The following is a 15,545-nucleotide window of genomic DNA, read 5'->3' as shown; positions in this document are numbered from 1 at the left end:
GGCTGGCAGGAAGCCGCCGCCGGCGCCGCCGGGTATACGCTAAGCCAGGCCATTGCCAGCGGCTTTCAACGCGGTATGTTTTCTAATGAAGCGGGCCTGGGTTCAACGCCTAACGCCGCGGCCGCGGCCGCGTCATGGCCTCCGCATCCCGCCGCACAAGGCATTGTGCAGATGATTGGCGTGCTGGGCGATACGTTGGTTATCTGTACGGCCAGCGCAATGATTATTCTACTGGCAGGCAATGGCACCACGTACGTTCCAATGGAAGGTATTCAACTGGTCCAGAAGGCCATGGTAACGCTCACGGGGGAATGGGGTGCCGGGTTCGTTGCGCTGATTGTGGTTCTGTTCGCCTTCAGCTCTATTGTCGCTAACTACATTTATGCAGAAAATAATCTGATCTTTCTGAAACTGGACACCATTCGCATCATCTGGATTTTGCGTATTACCACCGTCTGCACCGTGATCGGCGGAACACTACTCCACTTTCCGCTCGTGTGGCAGCTCGCCGACATTATTATGGCCTGCATGGCCATCACGAATCTGACGGCGATTTTGCTGCTTTCCCCGGTTGTTCATACTCTTGCCAGCGACTACCTGCGCCAGCGAAAACTCGGCGTGCGACCGGAATTTGATCCGCAGCGTTATCCTGATATCAGACAACAGCTTGCACCTGATACCTGGGATGAGCCGCCGCGCAGCTAGCGCGGCAATCGCAACCATCGATCAATTCTGTCGTTTTTTTTGCTACAGTCGCAGTAAATCTCCCGCAAGGACTGGATATGCTGATTCTGATTTCACCTGCAAAAACGCTCGACTACCAAAGTCCACTGGCCACCACGCGCCATACGCTGCCCGAGCTGCTGGACCATTCCCAGCAGCTTATCCACGAAGCGCGTCAGCTGTCTGCACCGCAAATAGGTAAGCTGATGGGGATAAGCGACAAGCTGGCGGACCTGAACGCCACCCGTTTCCACGACTGGCAGCCTGACTTCACGCCCGATAATGCGCGTCAGGCCATCCTGGCGTTTAAAGGCGACGTCTACACTGGGCTGCAGGCAGACACCTTCAGCGAGGCCGATTTTGATTTCGCCCAACGGCATTTACGCATGTTGTCCGGGTTGTACGGCGTGCTGCGCCCGCTGGATCTGATGCAGCCTTACCGCCTCGAGATGGGCATTCGCCTTGCCAACACCAAAGGCAAAGATCTCTACCAGTTCTGGGGGGACATCATCACTGACAAGCTGAACGAAGCGCTGGAAGCACAAGGCGACAACGTGGTGATTAACCTCGCCTCGGATGAGTATTTTAAGTCCGTGAAACCGAAAAAACTGAACGCGGAGCTGATCAAACCGGTCTTCCTCGACGAGAAAAATGGCAAATTCAAAGTGATCAGTTTCTATGCTAAAAAAGCGCGCGGTCTGATGAGCCGCTATATCATTGAAAACCGCTTAACCCAGCCAGAACAGCTGACCGCCTTTAACAGCGAGGGCTATTTCTTTGATGAAGAAGCTTCCGGTAAAGGCGAGTTGGTGTTTAAACGTCACGAGCACTAGTGTACATGCCGGATGGCGGCTAACGCCTTATCCGGCCTACGACACAAAACGAACGCCCGTAGGCCGGATAAGACGCGCTAGCGTCACCATCCGGCACAACAATTACCCGCGGGTCATCATCAGTTGACGCAGCGCGGCAAAATCAGCCGGTAGATGATGCGACAGCAGCGGCAAGTCCGCACGCTCCGCCAGCTCTTTTGGTAGATCCAGCGTCACATCAAGGATCTGTTCAACGCTTTCTTTAAACTTCGCCGGGTGCGCGGTCCCAAGGAACAGGCCATATTCGCCAGGGTTCAGTTGATCACGCAGCGCGCGGTACGCCACCGCCGCGTGCGGCTCTGAGGTGTAGCCAATCGCCTGCAGCTCACGCATCGTTTCCTCAGTGGTCGCATCGTCAACGGCCGCATAGCCCAGTTCGTTCAGACGCCAGATTTTACGACGGAACAGCTCTTCCACGCGCGGCCAGTTGTTCGGCTGGCTGACATCCATGGCATTCGATAAGGTCGCCTGGGTGGCTTTCGGCGCCCACTCGCCTTCTTCAAGGAAACGCGGAACCGTATCGTTGACATTGGTTGCCGCGATAAAACGCTTCACCGGCAAACCGAGCGATTTTGCCAGCAGTCCAGCGGTCAGATCGCCAAAGTTGCCGCTCGGTACAGAAACCACCAGCTGATTGCGCGCCTCCTGCGGCAGTTGCGCCACGGCCTCAAAGTAGTAGCAGATTTGCGCCAGCAACCGGCTGATGTTGATCGAGTTAGCCGAATTTAATCCCAGCGCCACCTTTAGTTCTTCGTCATCAAACGCCTGTTTCACCAGCGCCTGGCAGGCATCAAAATCACCGTCAATGGCGACAGTTTCAATGTTTCCACCCAGCGTACAGAACAGTTTTTCCTGTAACGGGCTGATCTTACCGTTAGGATAGAGGATCACCACGCGCACATTTTTCAGGCCATAAAAGGCATGCGCGACCGCCGCCCCGGTATCGCCGGACGTGGCCGTCAGGATGGTTACCGGCTTATCGCCGCTGATGTGCGTCAGCATCTGCGCCATAAAGCGCCCACCAAAGTCTTTAAAGGCCAGCGTCGGGCCGTGGAACAGCTCCAGACAACCGACATCACCCGTCACCTGAGCAACCGGCGCAGGGAATGCAAACGCCGCGCGCACGCGATCTGCGAGGACGTCATTCGCGATTTCATCACCAATAAAGGCGGACAGGATCTTTGCGCTACGGCTGACAAAATCCAGCTTCAGCATTTCATCGATTTCGGTCAGGCTAAATTCCGGCAGATCGTGCGGAAAAAATAACCCCTGTTTTCTACCCAACCCTTGGGTGACGGCCTGCGCGAAACTGACCTGCTCGTTATGATCTTTTAGATTGTAGAGTTTCATTTATTTTCCCAGTACCCGTGCGCCCGCCGTGTCCAGCCGGCAAATATGAACAAAGCCTTCCTGATTTTGCAGGTAATTTTTACCCAGCCAGTCTGCAACCCGCTGCGCCGTCTCCGGTTTATCGCACAGAGCAAACAGCGTCGGTCCAGAACCGGAAATACCACTGGCCACCGCGCCGATTTCCGCCACCGCCTGACGCGCCTGGCTGAAGCCGGGCAGCAAGCGGGTGCGATATGGCTCGGCAATTACATCTTTCATCAGCTTTGCCGCTAACCCTGGCTGACGGGAATAGCAGGCATGAATGAAGCCCGCCAGATGTCGCCCGTGGGCGATGCAGTCCTGGCGACGGTATTGCGCCGGTAAAATCGCCCGCGCTTCAGCCGTTGAAACCTTAATTCCCGGATAGGCCAGCACCCACAACCACTCATCAAAGCCTGGCACCTGTTGGCTGATAATGCCGTTTTCCTCAATCATCAACTGCATACCGCCCAAAAAGCACGGTGCCACATTATCGTAATGAACACTGCCGGAGATACGCCCTTCCAGCTCACCCATGATCGCCAGCAGGCGGGTGTCGTTGAGCGGTTTACCGCAGTGCTCATTCATTGCCACCAGCGCGGCCACAACAGAACAGGCGCTGGAGCCTAAGCCGGAGCCAATCGGCATATTCTTTTCCAGCGTCATCGTCACCGGAACGGCTTTCCCCAGCTCCTGACAAAATCGCTCCCAGCACTGGTAGACGATATTTTCCCGCGGCTCTGACGGCAGTTTGCTCGCAAAGCGCCCCAGATTGTTGAGGCTAAAACTGTCAGCGGCTTCCACAGAGACAACATCACCTAACAAAGAACCATCAACGGGCGTAACCGCCGCCCCGAGCACATCAAACCCGACGCTCATATTGGCACTGGAAGCCGGGGCATAAACTCTCACCATGTTAAACTCCTAACTTCCATGAAAGGGTACGAAGCAGATCGGCAAAGACGCCCGCCGCCGTGACATCATTACCTGCACCGTAACCACGCAGTACCAGCGGTAATGGCTGGTAGTAGTGACTGTAGAACGCCAGCGCGTTTTCGCCATTTTTCACTTTATACAGCGGATCGTTGCCATCCACTTCGGCGATTTTCACCCGACACACGCCGTCTTCTTCGATATTGCCAACATAGCGCATGACTTTCCCCTCATCACGGGCTTTCGCCACGCGCGCGGCAAACGCATCATCAAGCTGCGACAGCTTAGCCATAAACGCAGAGACATCGCCAGAATCATCAAAATCTTGCGGTAACACCGGCTCAATAACGATATCGCTAAGCTCCAGCTCGCGACCGGTTTCGCGGGCGAGGATCAGCAGTTTGCGCGCCACATCCGTTCCGGAAAGGTCATCGCGTGGATCGGGCTCGGTATAGCCCATTTCGCGTGCCAGCGTGGTGGCTTGCGAGAAGCTCATGCCTTCATCCAGCTTGCCAAAAATAAACGACAGCGAACCGGACAGAATCCCCGAGAAGCGTTGCAGTTCATCACCTGCACTGAGCAGGTTTTGCAGGTTTTCAATAACCGGTAATCCCGCGCCAACGTTGGTGTCATAGAGGAATTTACGTCGGGACTTCGCGGCGGCAAAACGTAGCTGATGGTAGTAATCCATCGACGAGGTATTCGCCTTTTTATTCGGTGTCACGACGTGGAAGCCTTCGCGCAGGAAGTCCGCATACTGATCTGCCACGGCCTGACTTGACGTACAGTCCACTATCACCGGGTTAAGCAGATGGTATTCTTTCACCAGGCGAATTAAGCGACCGAGGTTGAAAGGTTCCTTGGCTTCCGCCAGCTCCGCCAGCCAGTTTTCCAGATTCAGACCGTGAACATGGGTCAGCAGGGCCTTCGAATTCGCCACCCCGCAAACGCGTAAATCAATATGCTTGCTCTTCAGCCAGGTTTGTTGCCGCTTAAGCTGTTCAAGCAGCGCAGACCCGACGCCACCGACGCCTATGACAAAGACTTCGATCACCTGATCGGTATTGAACAGCATCTGATGCGTCACGCGCACGCCGGTGGTGGCATCATCATTGTTCACCACCACCGAAATAGAGCGCTCAGACGAGCCCTGGGCGATAGCCACGATATTGATGTTGGCACGCGCCAGCGCGGCAAAGAATTTCGCGGAGATACCGCGCAGTGTACGCATACCGTCGCCAACTACTGAGATGATCGCCAGGCGCTCAGTGACCGCCAGCGGCTCCAGCAGTCCTTCTTTCAACTCTAGGTAGAATTCATCCTGCATCGCACGCTGTGCACGCGCACAGTCGCCCTGCGGGACGCAGAAGCTGATGCTGTATTCAGAAGACGACTGGGTGATCAGTACCACCGAAATCCCTGCGCGAGACATCGCGGCAAACACGCGGGCCGCCATGCCGACCATCCCTTTCATTCCCGGACCCGATACGCTGAACATCGCCATATTGTTGAGATTCGAAATGCCTTTTACCGGCAGATCATCTTCATCGCGGCTGGCGCCAATCAGCGTACCCGGCGCTTGCGGGTTACCGGTATTTTTAATCAGGCAAGGGATCTGGAACTGGGCAATCGGGGTAATGGTGCGCGGGTGAAGCACTTTGGCGCCGAAATAAGACAGCTCCATCGCTTCCTGATAAGACATTGACTTCAGCAGTCTGGCATCGGGGACCTGACGCGGGTCGCAGGTATACACGCCGTCAACGTCCGTCCAGATCTCACAGCAGTCTGCACGCAAACAGGCAGCCAGCACGGCGGCGGAGTAATCAGAGCCGTTACGTCCCAGCACCACCAGCTCACCTTTTTCATTCCCGGCGGTAAAGCCTGCCATCAACACCATATGGTCTGCCGGAATACGGCTGGCGGCAATTCGACGCGTAGACTCGGTAATATCAACGGTCGATTCGAGGTAATGACCCACCGCTAACAGTTTCTCAACCGGATCAATAACCGTCACTTTGTGGCCACGTGCTTCCAGCAGCCCGGCCATAATTGCGATCGACATTTTTTCACCACGGCAGATAAGCGCGGCGTTGATGCTGTCCGGGCACTGTCCCAGCAGGCTGATGCCGTGCAGGACATGCTTAATTTGGGCAAATTCTTGTTCAACAAAGGCTTTGAGTTGCGCCAGCGGGAAAGCGGGCTGAACCTCGGCAAGACCGACCAAAAGCTCAGAGAAAATACGTTCGGCGTCGCTGATATTGGCTAAAGCATCCTGGCCACCGATGGTCTTCTCAATCATCGCCACCAGATGGTTAGTGATTTTTGCCGGGGCAGAGAGGACGGTCGCAACCTGCCCCTGCCTGGCATTGCTTTCCAGAATATCGGCAACCCGCAGAAAGCGCTCTGCATTTGCCACTGATGTACCGCCAAACTTCAACACTCGCATGGTTTACCTCGTTGCCTCTGGTCGAAAAAAAAGCCCGCACTGTTTAGGTGCGGGCTTTTTTCTGTGTTTCCTGTACGCGTCAGCCCGCACCGTTACCTGTGGTAATGGTGATGGTTGTAGTAATGGTGGTGCCGATGCGTTTCATGATGTTGTGTGCTCTGTAATTATTATCTGTCTGTGCTCTATTCTTTTAGGGTTAAAGTATCTCGTGACCTAAGTCAATAAATTTCTAAATTGATCACGTTCCGAAACTTGTTCACGAGTCACTGCTTACCGTTTTACTTTCAACCAATACGGCGCGTCAGGCACGCTTGAAGTAAGAATAAAAAACCCACAAAGAATAGATTGGCAATATTTTATTTTGTGATATTTTTTTCAATATCATGTAAAAAACGGTGCAACATTGCCGTGTCTCGCTGTCCTAACAGGCCCATTCGTTGTTGCAACCAGTCCGTGAGTTTGATGTCATCGGCAACATCCAGCGTGGTCAATAAACGTAAAACACGCGTCCGTAATGCCTGGAGCTGAAGCTCATCCGTCACCTCAGCGGTTTTAGCGGGCTGTTGTATTAAACCGGCTAATTGATAGCAATACACCATCACCGCCTGCCCCAAATTCAGTGAAGGATAGTCAGCCACCATCGGTACGCCGGTCAACACGTCTGCCAGCGCCAGTTCTTCATTCGTCAGGCCAGAATCCTCACGGCCAAAAACCAGCGCAGCGTGATCCATCCACGCCGATTTTTCCTCCAGCAACGGAACCAATTCGACCGGAGTAGCGTAATAATGAAACTTTGCGCGACTGCGCGCCGTGGTAGCAACGGTAAAATCCACGTCGTGCAGCGCCTCGGCTAACGTTGTAAAAACGTTAATATTATCAATAATGTCACCCGAACCGTGGGCCACCCAGCGCGTGGCCGGTTCCAGGTGTGCCTGACTGTCAACGATCCGCAACTCGGTGAATCCCATGGTTTTCATCGCACGGGCTGCCGCACCAATATTTTCCGCTCTGGCAGGGGCCACCAGAATAATTGTTAAACGCATTTTGCTACTCTTTTTGGTCAGTTTGCCGATAATAATGTGATGCACATCAACATATTACGCAGCGCGAATTTACATATTTTTAACAGAGATCACTGAAAAAGCATTTTACATTAAGTAAAAAATGCTAAACTGTTTCGTACCTGTACTATTGCTTTTTATGTTAACAGAAGTTGCATATCCTTCTGTTTATTCATGATAATTTAATTTAAAATGGATCTCATTCGTAGGATTCATTACATTTATTAGTTAGCACGTGCAACTAGTTGTATTATTGCAATTTTGTGATGAAAGCTAACATTTGGATACGATGATTTCATCAAACTGTTAACGTGCTACAATTGAACTTGATATATGTCAACGAAGCGTAGTTTTATTGGGTGTCCGGTACGTCTTAGCCTGTTATGTTGCTGTTAAAATGGTTAGGATGACAGCCGTTTTTGACACTGTCGGGTCCAGAGGGAAAGTGCCCACGACCAAGCTAATGATGTTGTTGACGTTGATGGAAAGTGCATCAAGAACGCAATTACGTACTTTAGTCATGTTACGCCGATCATGTTAATTTACGACATGCATCAGGCAGGTCAGGGACTTTTGTACTTCCTGTTTCGATTTAGTTGGCAATTTAGGTAGCAAACATGCAGACCCCGCACATTCTTATCGTTGAAGACGAGTTAGTAACACGTAACACGTTGAAAAGCATTTTCGAAGCGGAAGGCTATGATGTATTCGAGGCGACAGATGGCGCGGAAATGCATCAGATCCTCTCTGAATATGACATCAACCTTGTGATTATGGATATCAATCTGCCAGGTAAAAACGGTCTTCTGTTAGCGCGCGAACTCCGCGAACAAGCTAACGTTGCGCTGATGTTCCTGACGGGCCGCGATAACGAAGTCGATAAAATTCTCGGCCTCGAAATCGGCGCGGATGATTACATCACCAAACCGTTTAACCCGCGTGAACTGACTATCCGTGCTCGTAACTTGCTGTCCCGTACCATGAACCTGGGCACGGTCAGCGAAGAACGTCGTAGCGTCGAAAGCTACAAGTTCAATGGTTGGGAACTGGACATCAACAGCCGTTCTCTGATCGGTCCTGACGGCGAGCAGTATAAACTGCCACGCAGCGAATTCCGTGCCATGCTTCACTTCTGTGAGAATCCGGGCAAGATCCAGTCTCGCGCAGAACTGCTGAAAAAAATGACCGGTCGCGAACTGAAGCCGCATGACCGTACCGTTGACGTGACTATCCGTCGTATTCGTAAGCATTTCGAATCTACGCCGGATACGCCAGAAATCATCGCCACCATTCACGGTGAAGGCTATCGTTTCTGCGGCGACCTGCAGGATTAATCTCATCCTTGCGGGAACAAAAACGGCGCGTAAAGCGCCGTTTTTCATTTTATCTCCACCCTACTTCCACAAACGAAATTCATCGTTTTCCACGGGTTGCGTCTCTTTTGCTTTGGGCCGAGCCAGTGCGTGCCAGTCAAGATGACGCGTCAGGAACATAATCCCGCACAGTGCCAATAACAGCACGCCGGTTCCCAGTAGCAAAGAACTGTCCTGCGAACGCAGTAACACCCACATCACCCCGTCCAGTGCCAACAGCGCCAGGGTGAACAGAATACTGTTACGCCACCCTTGTAATACCGCCTGTAAATACACGCCGTTCATCAGGGCACCAATCAGGCTGGCAATAATCCACGCCGCGGTAAAACCAATATGTTCTGACAGTGCCAGCAACAGCAGATAAAACATCACCAGCGATAACCCTACCAACAGATACTGCATGGGGTGCAGGCGCAGACTGGTCATACTCTCAAGCACAAAGAAAGACATAAAAGTCAGTACGATCAGTAAGATGGCATACTTCGTTGCTCTGTCGGTCAGCTGATATTGATCGGCCGGTGTAGCTACCGCCACGCTAAACGCTGGCATTCCCTGCCAGCCAATTTTTTCCCCATCAAAACGATCACCGAGGTTATTGGCAAACCAGCTGCTTTGCCATTGGGCCGTAAACCCTGATGCACTAACTTCACGCTTCGTGGGCAAAAAATCCCCCAGAAAATTGGGATGCGGCCAGTTACTGGTTAGGGTCATTTCGCTGTTACGTCCAATGGGGACAACGGAAAAATCCCCGGTACCGTTCAGATTAAGCGACAGCGCCAGACTAAGGTTTTGCTTCGTCCATTCCGCATCCGGCAGCGGAATGTGGATCCCCTGCGCACGCCCATCAAGCCCCGTTCCCGGCTCAACGGCCAGCGACGTCCCGTTAATCTGCGGCACTTTCACCACGCCAATCCCGCGTGCGTCGCCGACGCCAACCACAATAAACGGTTTCCCTAACGTTATATTAGGGTGATGCAATTCACTCAGCCGTTCCGCATTGAACTCCGCGTTCAACGACACATCGTTATGCCAGACCTGGCCCTCATAAATGCCGACTTTACGTCCTTCAACATTTTGATTGCCCTCAACCATCAACGACTCCGGCAGCCAGAAATGGATATAGCTGCGCTTTTGCGAGACTTCTTTACCGTCTTCCAGCGAGGTATAAAGTTCGGTCACGGGGATAGCAATTAGCGGCCCAACTAACTTCTGCGGCCCACTGGTACTCTGCCGGATAGCATCTTCGACCTCATTACGGTAATCCGATCGCTCAACGATTATCTGCCTGACCATCGTCAGAGGAATTAACAGCAACAGCATGGCGCCACCTAAGGTGACGATTTTCCAGAACAGGGGGGATTTCAACATAGCGTTCTCCTTTGCAATGACGACAAGGTAGAACGGCTATGTGCGCAGAATTTGAAGTTATGTGAAGTGACGGTGAAGTGTGAACGACGCCTGTACCCCGCCTTCGGGGCGATTACTCAGTGTCACATCGCCGTCAAACAGACGGGCGACTTCGCTGACAAACGCCAGCCCCAGACCGCTGCTCTTGTGACCATTCTCGCGGGGCAGTGAATAAAATCGTTCAAAAATGCGCGGTAACGCAAAATCAGGGATCCCGCTGCCGCTGTCCGTCACCTGCAACGAGACCTTTTCTCCTTGCTGCTGCGCACTCAGGAAAATGGTCCCCTGTTCAGGGGTAAAGTCGATGGCGTTATCCAGCAGATTACCCATGGCCTGCTCCAGCAGCGCAGGTTCAGCCGCAACCACCCATGATGAGGGCTCAATGTTGAGCGTGATATGTTTAGCAGACAACTGGACGCTACGCGACTCGCGCAACTGGGCAAACAGTGCATCAACCGCAACGGGCGTAAACGCAACATCCTGCCGGTTTTCCAGCCGCGCCTGGCGCAACAGGGTTTCGACCAGTGCCTGCATACGCGCATTTTGCGTCAGAATATTTTCGGTAAAACGTGCCACCACGTCAGGTGGCGGCCCTTCGCGTAAAATCTCCGCCGCGCCACGAATAGCCGCCAGCGGGCTTTTCAGTTCATGGGTTAAGGCATACACATACTGCTCAATGTAATTCTTACCCTCCAGCTTCAGGCGCATACTTTCCAGCGCCTGCGCCAGTTTTCGCAATTCACTGCTGCCTAAATCCGGTAACGCGACGGGCCGATTCTCCGTCACCGAGTCAGCATAGCGCGCCAGCCGGGCAATAGAGCGGTTGATCCACCATACCATTCCCACGCCAATCACTAATGCGATCCCCAGCAACACCGCGCTCGCCCACAGCATCCGCCGCTCGCTGCGTTTAATTACCGGTGCCATTGCCGCATTGGGCTTCCCGACGCTAAGCACCCCAATAATGCGCTCACCGTCGATAATCGGTGCCGCAACGTACATCACCGAGCTTTCTGGGTCAGCCGGATTTTGCAGCGTACTGCGCGCGCCATATTGCCCGCGCAGCGTTAACCACACGTCGTTCCAACGGGAATAATCTTCCCCTACTGCTTTATTGGCGGAATCAAACAACACCTTGCCCTGAGCATCTGTCATGTAGACGTGATACTCATTGCGCACTTTGTTAATGCCGCTGATGTTGGCACGAAAAGGGCGGTTATGCAGTTGCGAGAAGGCCTGCGCCAACTTGCCGTTGGCAGCAGAGCCAGAGAGTACGTCGTCGCGTGCCAGCGCCGCTAACAGCGTGGCGGTGTCAATCAGCGTGCCTTCGGTGGCCCGGCGTACGCCAGGTTTAATCTCCTGCACAAAAATAGACAGAACAAACCAGGCGGCAACGGCGACAATCAAAAAGTAGCCCAGCAGCAGTCGCATGCCAATGCGCATCAGGCGTTCCTCAGGCTGTATCCCATCCCGCGATGCGTGTTAATCGGCGAGAGATCCGGATTAATAGCCCGCAGTTTGGCGCGCAGTGTTTTGATATGCGTGTCCACCGTTCTGTCGTAGGTATCCTGCGCATCGGCCCAAACTAAATCCATCAGTTGCTGGCGCGAGTAGATACGCCCCGGCGACATCAGCAAGGTTTTCAGCAACAGGAACTCATAGCGCGTCAGGTTTAACGGACAGCCAAACCACGCAATCTGCGCGGCGGGTTCATTGAGTTCAAAATTGCCAAAACGCGCTGCCGATGGCGGTGCTGCAAATTTCCTCACCCGCCGCAGCAGCGTGCGCACTCGGGCGCACACCTCGCGCGGCGAGAAGGGTTTGGCGACGTAATCATCCGCGCCAATCTCCAGACCTAACAGGCGGTCCACTTCATCGCTGCGGGCGGTCAGAAAAAGAACCGGCAGCGCCGGGTGGCGCTCCAGCAGACGTCGGCACAGTTCAAAACCGCTGATATCAGGCAGTCCGACGTCGAGGATTATCGCATCCGGGCATCTCTGACGCGCGCTTTCCAGCACCGGCAGTCCACGCTCAAACGCCTCCACGCTAAAACCTTCCTGTTGCAGCATGTAGATAAGCGTATCCGCGATACCCTGCTCATCCTCAACCAACCAGATCAACGCCTGTTGCATTTTGCTTCCTTGTTACTGCCGCCACGGCATGATGGGCACCGCGCTGATGGCATTTTTCGGCGAACCGTCGACAACCTTGTCGGAATAGGCCAGATACGCCAGCGTGTTGCGTTTTTCATCATAAAAACGCACCACCTGTAATGATTTAAACACCAGCGACGTCCGTTTCTTAAAGACGACTTCGCCCTGCGCTTTACCGTTCTTGATTCTGTCACTCAGCTCAACCGGCCCCACTTGCTGGCAGGAAATGGCGGCATCGGAGGTATCTTCAGCCAGCCCTAACCCGCCCTTAATGCCACCGGTTTTTGCGCGGCTAACATAGCAGGTCACGTTGGTTACATCGGGATCGTCAAACGCTTCGACGACGATTTTATGATCCGGTCCAAACATTTTAAATACCGTATCGACAGAACCAATCTGCTCCGCATGGGCCACCTGCGCCAACAACAGCAAAATTGAGGAAATGACTAAGCTCTTATATTTCATATTGTTACCATTTTTAAAAGTTGCCCTGAGCAATTATTCAACATTCTAAAATAAAATGTATACAGATCACAGGATTACAATAATCACGCTTTCGTATGTCCGAAAACAGCATTTATGAGCAAAAAAAACACTGAATGCTAAAACAGCAAAAAATGCTATTATCCTCTTACCTGACGTCAGGTACTCGCTGTTGAAAGGATGAGGATATTTTATGGATCAGGCTGGCATTATTCGCGACCTATTAATCTGGCTGGAAGGTCATCTGGATCAGCCTCTGTCGCTTGACAATGTGGCGGCAAAAGCAGGCTATTCCAAGTGGCATCTGCAGAGAATGTTTAAGGACGTGACGGGCCACGCTATTGGTGCCTACATCCGCGCCCGTCGTTTATCGAAGTCCGCTGTGGCGCTACGCCTGACTGCGCGTCCGATTCTGGATATTGCCCTGCAATACCGTTTTGACTCTCAACAGACGTTTACCCGTGCGTTCAAAAAACAATTCGCTCAGACGCCTGCACTGTACCGCCGCTCGCCGGAATGGAGCGCTTTTGGTATTCGCCCACCGATGCGACTCGGGGAATTTGCGATGCCAGCGCATCAGTTCGTGACGCTGGAAGACACGCAGTTGCTCGGCACCACGCAAAGCTACTCTTGCTCGCTGGAACAGATTTCCGACTTCCGTCATGAAATGCGTATTCAGTTCTGGCGCGACTTCCTGAGCCAGGCTCCTGCCATTCCGCCGGTGCTGTACGGACTCAACGAAACGCGTCCGAGTTTTGAAAAAGATGACGAGCAGGAAGTCTTTTATACCACCGCACTCACGCCAGAACAGGCCAGCGGCTATGTACCGTCCGCGCAGCCAATCCTGTTGCAGGGCGGCGAATATGTCATGTTTACCTATGAAGGCCTGGGAACGGGCGTGCAGGAATTTATTCTGACAGTGTATGGCACCTGTATGCCAATGCTGAACCTGACCCGTCGTAAAGGTCAGGATATAGAGCGATACTACCCGGCAGAAGATGCCAAAGCAGGCGATCGCCCTATTAACCTACGCTGCGAATTCCTGATTCCTATTCGCCGTTAGCGCTGTAGCTCATCCAACGCAGGGGCGTCCAGATGCGAGATGTCCCCTGCCGTTTCGACCACCCAACCCGGCGCAAGCCATAAACTTTCCTGATAATCGACGCGGGAAATCGAGCAGTTGCGCAGACGCAGCCGACGCTCAGCCCAGGCGGGCAGTCCCAGAATCGTACTCACCAGGCAACCCAGCGCAATACCGTGGCTTACCAGCAATGGGCGGCTCCCTTGCGGCAGTTCCAGACAAGATGCCAGCGCGGCGTTAACACGATCGGCCAGTTCCTGCATGGATTCCCCATCCGGAATACGACCATCAACCGTGCCGTTGACTAACTGGCGACGCCAGCCCTCTTCCTCTGGCGTCAGAGAGTCGATGTGGCGCTTTTCCAGCACCCCCATATTCAGCTCGCGCAGGCGGGCGTCGAAGGTGATATCACAGCCACACGCCTGGGCGATGATTTCTGCGGTGCGTCGTGTACGACCTAAATCGCTACTGATGACGTGAGTAATGCCAAGCGAGCGGGCGCGTTCGCCAACCTGCATAGCTTGCTGTTCACCTTTAGCGGTCAGCGGGCTGTCTGACTGGCCTTGAATACGTCGCTCGGCGTTCCACTGCGTTTCACCGTGGCGAACAAGGTATACCTGTAACATGCGTTTTTTCCGTTATACTGCGATGCGATGAATTTTCAAACTGAGCTTAATTATGCACAAGGTTATCTCTGCGACCACCAATCCTGCCAAAATTCAGGCAATTCTTCGGGCATTTGAAGAGATTTTCGGTGAAGGATCCTGCCATATTGAACCCGTCGCCGTCGAGAGCGGTGTGCCGGAACAACCTTTTGGAAGTCAGGAAACGCGCACTGGCGCACGAAATCGCATAGATAACGCACGCCGCCTGCATCCGCAGGCCGATTTCTGGGTGGCCATTGAAGCTGGCATTGACGATGACGCGACCTTCAGCTGGGTGGTGATTGATAATGGCGTTCAGCGCGGTGAAGCGCGTTCCGCTACGCTGCCGCTGCCGGCGGTGATTCTCGACAGAGTCCGTCAGGGAGAAGCGCTCGGTCCGGTGATGTCACAGTACACAGGCATTGACGAGATAGGCCGTAAAGAAGGGGCGATTGGCGTGTTTACCGCCGGGAAGTTAACCCGTGCCAGCGTCTATCACCAGGCGGTGATCCTGGCGCTCAGCCCGTTCCATAACGCGGTGTATCGGTAATTATTTGCGCTACGTTGTAGGCCTGATAAGCACTGCGCCATCAGGCAATTCAATCTTTTCCGAGCAGCACCTGTTCCAGCCACTGACGCAGCTCGACCGGCGCAGTTTTGAGGCTATTGGACCCACGCGTTATGGTCGCAATACCGGCCCCAAGCTCGTTTTTCAACTCGCGTTGGCTCATCTCGCCGCGCAGCAGTTCTTCAATAATGCGCACGCGAGTCCCCAGCGCTTCGCGCTCATCAGGCGTTAACATCAAATTGAGCAATGGCTGGTGTAAATCTTGCTCATAAGCGTGTTTAAGCAGGTCGACAAAACGTAACCACTCCTGGTGACGCTGTTCTGCCATCTCTGCTGAATAGGGTGATTGCTGAGTCATAAGATATCGCCATCGTTGCGGGGGAGGCGCGATTGCCTCCCCCTTTGTACTCTTTAACGAGTACGATAGCATAAC

17 protein-coding genes and 1 other annotated feature are annotated in these 15,545 nt (G+C 53.4%); of the genes, 5 read left to right on the top strand and 12 right to left on the bottom strand.

The annotated features are described in order from the left end of the window. A partial coding sequence (locus FDX01_RS23250; RefSeq protein WP_249360837.1) for an alanine:cation symporter family protein occupies nt 1–705 on the top strand: 705 nt, incomplete at its 5' end. A gap of 77 nt (nt 706–782) precedes the next feature. Then, entirely contained in the window at nt 783–1,556 is a 774-nt protein-coding gene (gene yaaA, locus FDX01_RS02525) for a peroxide stress protein YaaA (protein ID WP_115259511.1), read from the top strand. Nucleotides 1,557–1,658: 102 nt separating this feature from the next. On the opposite strand, the gene thrC is transcribed toward yaaA, so the two are convergent. From thrC to yjjY, 6 genes are all read right to left on the bottom strand, one after another. Continuing rightward, nucleotides 1,659–2,945 carry a threonine synthase gene (gene thrC, locus FDX01_RS02520; RefSeq protein WP_096758381.1) on the bottom strand — a complete coding sequence of 429 codons (1,287 nt, stop codon included), beginning with the start codon at nt 2,943–2,945 and terminating at the stop codon, nt 1,659–1,661. Continuing rightward, nucleotides 2,946–3,878, bottom strand: a complete 933-nt coding sequence (gene thrB, locus FDX01_RS02515) for a homoserine kinase (protein ID WP_096758382.1) — start codon at nt 3,876–3,878, stop codon at nt 2,946–2,948. 1 nt (nt 3,879) lies between these two features. Next, on the bottom strand, nt 3,880–6,342 hold the full coding sequence (gene thrA, locus FDX01_RS02510; protein WP_137399167.1) for a bifunctional aspartate kinase/homoserine dehydrogenase I: 2,463 nt from the start codon (nt 6,340–6,342) through the stop codon (nt 3,880–3,882). 23 nt (nt 6,343–6,365) lie between these two features. Next, nucleotides 6,366–6,492: a sequence feature (Thr leader region), on the bottom strand. Then, the gene (thrL, locus tag FDX01_RS02505; protein WP_096759473.1) at nt 6,422–6,487 is read right to left on the bottom strand and encodes a thr operon leader peptide; all 66 of its coding nucleotides are present in this window, start codon (nt 6,485–6,487) and stop codon (nt 6,422–6,424) included. Its footprint overlaps the feature before it by 66 nt. A 206-nt stretch (nt 6,493–6,698) precedes the next feature. Then, the gene (locus FDX01_RS02500; protein WP_115259514.1) at nt 6,699–7,385 is read right to left on the bottom strand and encodes a tRNA/rRNA methyltransferase; all 687 of its coding nucleotides are present in this window, start codon (nt 7,383–7,385) and stop codon (nt 6,699–6,701) included. A gap of 399 nt (nt 7,386–7,784) precedes the next feature. Then, nucleotides 7,785–7,925 (bottom strand): protein YjjY, encoded by a 141-nt coding sequence (yjjY, locus tag FDX01_RS02495; protein WP_001541509.1) that lies wholly within the window; start codon nt 7,923–7,925, stop codon nt 7,785–7,787. 95 nt (nt 7,926–8,020) lie between these two features. Between yjjY and arcA the strand changes: the two genes are divergently transcribed. Continuing rightward, complete coding sequence (gene arcA, locus FDX01_RS02490) at nt 8,021–8,737, top strand: two-component system response regulator ArcA (protein WP_001194359.1); 717 nt, start codon at nt 8,021–8,023, stop codon at nt 8,735–8,737. A gap of 60 nt (nt 8,738–8,797) precedes the next feature. Here arcA and creD read toward each other — a convergent pair whose 3' ends face one another. From creD to creA, 4 genes are read right to left on the bottom strand one after another with little or no spacing between them, the layout of a single operon-like run. Continuing rightward, complete coding sequence (gene creD, locus FDX01_RS02485; RefSeq protein WP_115259515.1) at nt 8,798–10,144, bottom strand: cell envelope integrity protein CreD; 1,347 nt, start codon at nt 10,142–10,144, stop codon at nt 8,798–8,800. A 57-nt stretch (nt 10,145–10,201) separates the two neighbouring features. Continuing rightward, complete coding sequence (gene creC, locus FDX01_RS02480; RefSeq protein ID WP_137399166.1) at nt 10,202–11,626, bottom strand: two-component system sensor histidine kinase CreC; 1,425 nt, start codon at nt 11,624–11,626, stop codon at nt 10,202–10,204. Beyond that, a complete protein-coding gene (gene creB, locus FDX01_RS02475; RefSeq protein WP_096758387.1) occupies nt 11,626–12,315 on the bottom strand; it encodes a two-component system response regulator CreB in 690 nt (229 codons plus the stop codon). The genes creC and creB overlap by 1 nt, the downstream gene beginning before the upstream one ends. 12 nt (nt 12,316–12,327) lie before the next feature. Next, nucleotides 12,328–12,801: a protein CreA gene (creA, locus tag FDX01_RS02470; protein WP_096758388.1), complete on the bottom strand. Its 474-nt coding sequence runs from the start codon at nt 12,799–12,801 to the stop codon at nt 12,328–12,330. 211 nt (nt 12,802–13,012) lie between these two features. Between creA and robA the strand changes: the two genes are divergently transcribed. Beyond that, a complete protein-coding gene (robA, locus tag FDX01_RS02465; protein ID WP_096758389.1) occupies nt 13,013–13,882 on the top strand; it encodes an MDR efflux pump AcrAB transcriptional activator RobA in 870 nt (289 codons plus the stop codon). On the opposite strand, the gene gpmB is transcribed toward robA, so the two are convergent. Continuing rightward, complete coding sequence (gene gpmB / locus FDX01_RS02460) at nt 13,879–14,526, bottom strand: 2,3-diphosphoglycerate-dependent phosphoglycerate mutase GpmB (protein WP_096758390.1); 648 nt, start codon at nt 14,524–14,526, stop codon at nt 13,879–13,881. The two genes, robA and gpmB, sit on opposite strands and share 4 nt — an antisense overlap. 52 nt (nt 14,527–14,578) lie before the next feature. Here gpmB and yjjX point away from each other — a divergent pair, with 52 nt between their 5' ends. Next, nucleotides 14,579–15,094: an inosine/xanthosine triphosphatase gene (gene yjjX, locus FDX01_RS02455; RefSeq protein ID WP_096758391.1), complete on the top strand. Its 516-nt coding sequence runs from the start codon at nt 14,579–14,581 to the stop codon at nt 15,092–15,094. Between the two features lie 49 nt (nt 15,095–15,143). Here the strand turns inward: yjjX and trpR are convergent, their stop codons facing one another. Beyond that, complete coding sequence (trpR, locus tag FDX01_RS02450) at nt 15,144–15,470, bottom strand: trp operon repressor (RefSeq protein ID WP_096758392.1); 327 nt, start codon at nt 15,468–15,470, stop codon at nt 15,144–15,146. Nucleotides 15,471–15,545 lie beyond the last annotated feature (75 nt).

The organism is Citrobacter sp. wls613 (assembly GCF_005281195.1).
Taxonomy (GTDB): Bacteria; Pseudomonadota; Gammaproteobacteria; order Enterobacterales; family Enterobacteriaceae; genus Citrobacter; species Citrobacter gillenii.
The sequence above is the reverse complement of the archived record's forward strand: the minus strand, read 5'-3'. Positions and strand labels throughout refer to the sequence as shown.

What these genes read in the sequence shown, in the direction of transcription:
- yjjX (WP_096758391.1), top strand. Translation starts at nt 14,579, where the DNA reads ATGCACAAGGTTATCTCTGCGACCACCAATCCTGCCAAAATTCAGGCA.
- creD (WP_115259515.1), bottom strand. Translation starts at nt 10,144, where the DNA reads ATGTTGAAATCCCCCCTGTTCTGGAAAATCGTCACCTTAGGTGGCGCC.
- creA (WP_096758388.1), bottom strand. Translation starts at nt 12,801, where the DNA reads ATGAAATATAAGAGCTTAGTCATTTCCTCAATTTTGCTGTTGTTGGCG.
- creB (WP_096758387.1), bottom strand. Translation starts at nt 12,315, where the DNA reads ATGCAACAGGCGTTGATCTGGTTGGTTGAGGATGAGCAGGGTATCGCG.
- FDX01_RS02500 (WP_115259514.1), bottom strand. Translation starts at nt 7,385, where the DNA reads ATGCGTTTAACAATTATTCTGGTGGCCCCTGCCAGAGCGGAAAATATT.
- thrC (WP_096758381.1), bottom strand. Translation starts at nt 2,945, where the DNA reads ATGAAACTCTACAATCTAAAAGATCATAACGAGCAGGTCAGTTTCGCG.
- robA (WP_096758389.1), top strand. Translation starts at nt 13,013, where the DNA reads ATGGATCAGGCTGGCATTATTCGCGACCTATTAATCTGGCTGGAAGGT.
- creC (WP_137399166.1), bottom strand. Translation starts at nt 11,626, where the DNA reads ATGCGCATTGGCATGCGACTGCTGCTGGGCTACTTTTTGATTGTCGCC.
- thrA (WP_137399167.1), bottom strand. Translation starts at nt 6,342, where the DNA reads ATGCGAGTGTTGAAGTTTGGCGGTACATCAGTGGCAAATGCAGAGCGC.
- thrB (WP_096758382.1), bottom strand. Translation starts at nt 3,878, where the DNA reads ATGGTGAGAGTTTATGCCCCGGCTTCCAGTGCCAATATGAGCGTCGGG.
- yaaA (WP_115259511.1), top strand. Translation starts at nt 783, where the DNA reads ATGCTGATTCTGATTTCACCTGCAAAAACGCTCGACTACCAAAGTCCA.
- gpmB (WP_096758390.1), bottom strand. Translation starts at nt 14,526, where the DNA reads ATGTTACAGGTATACCTTGTTCGCCACGGTGAAACGCAGTGGAACGCC.
- yjjY (WP_001541509.1), bottom strand. Translation starts at nt 7,925, where the DNA reads ATGACTAAAGTACGTAATTGCGTTCTTGATGCACTTTCCATCAACGTC.
- arcA (WP_001194359.1), top strand. Translation starts at nt 8,021, where the DNA reads ATGCAGACCCCGCACATTCTTATCGTTGAAGACGAGTTAGTAACACGT.
- trpR (WP_096758392.1), bottom strand. Translation starts at nt 15,470, where the DNA reads ATGACTCAGCAATCACCCTATTCAGCAGAGATGGCAGAACAGCGTCAC.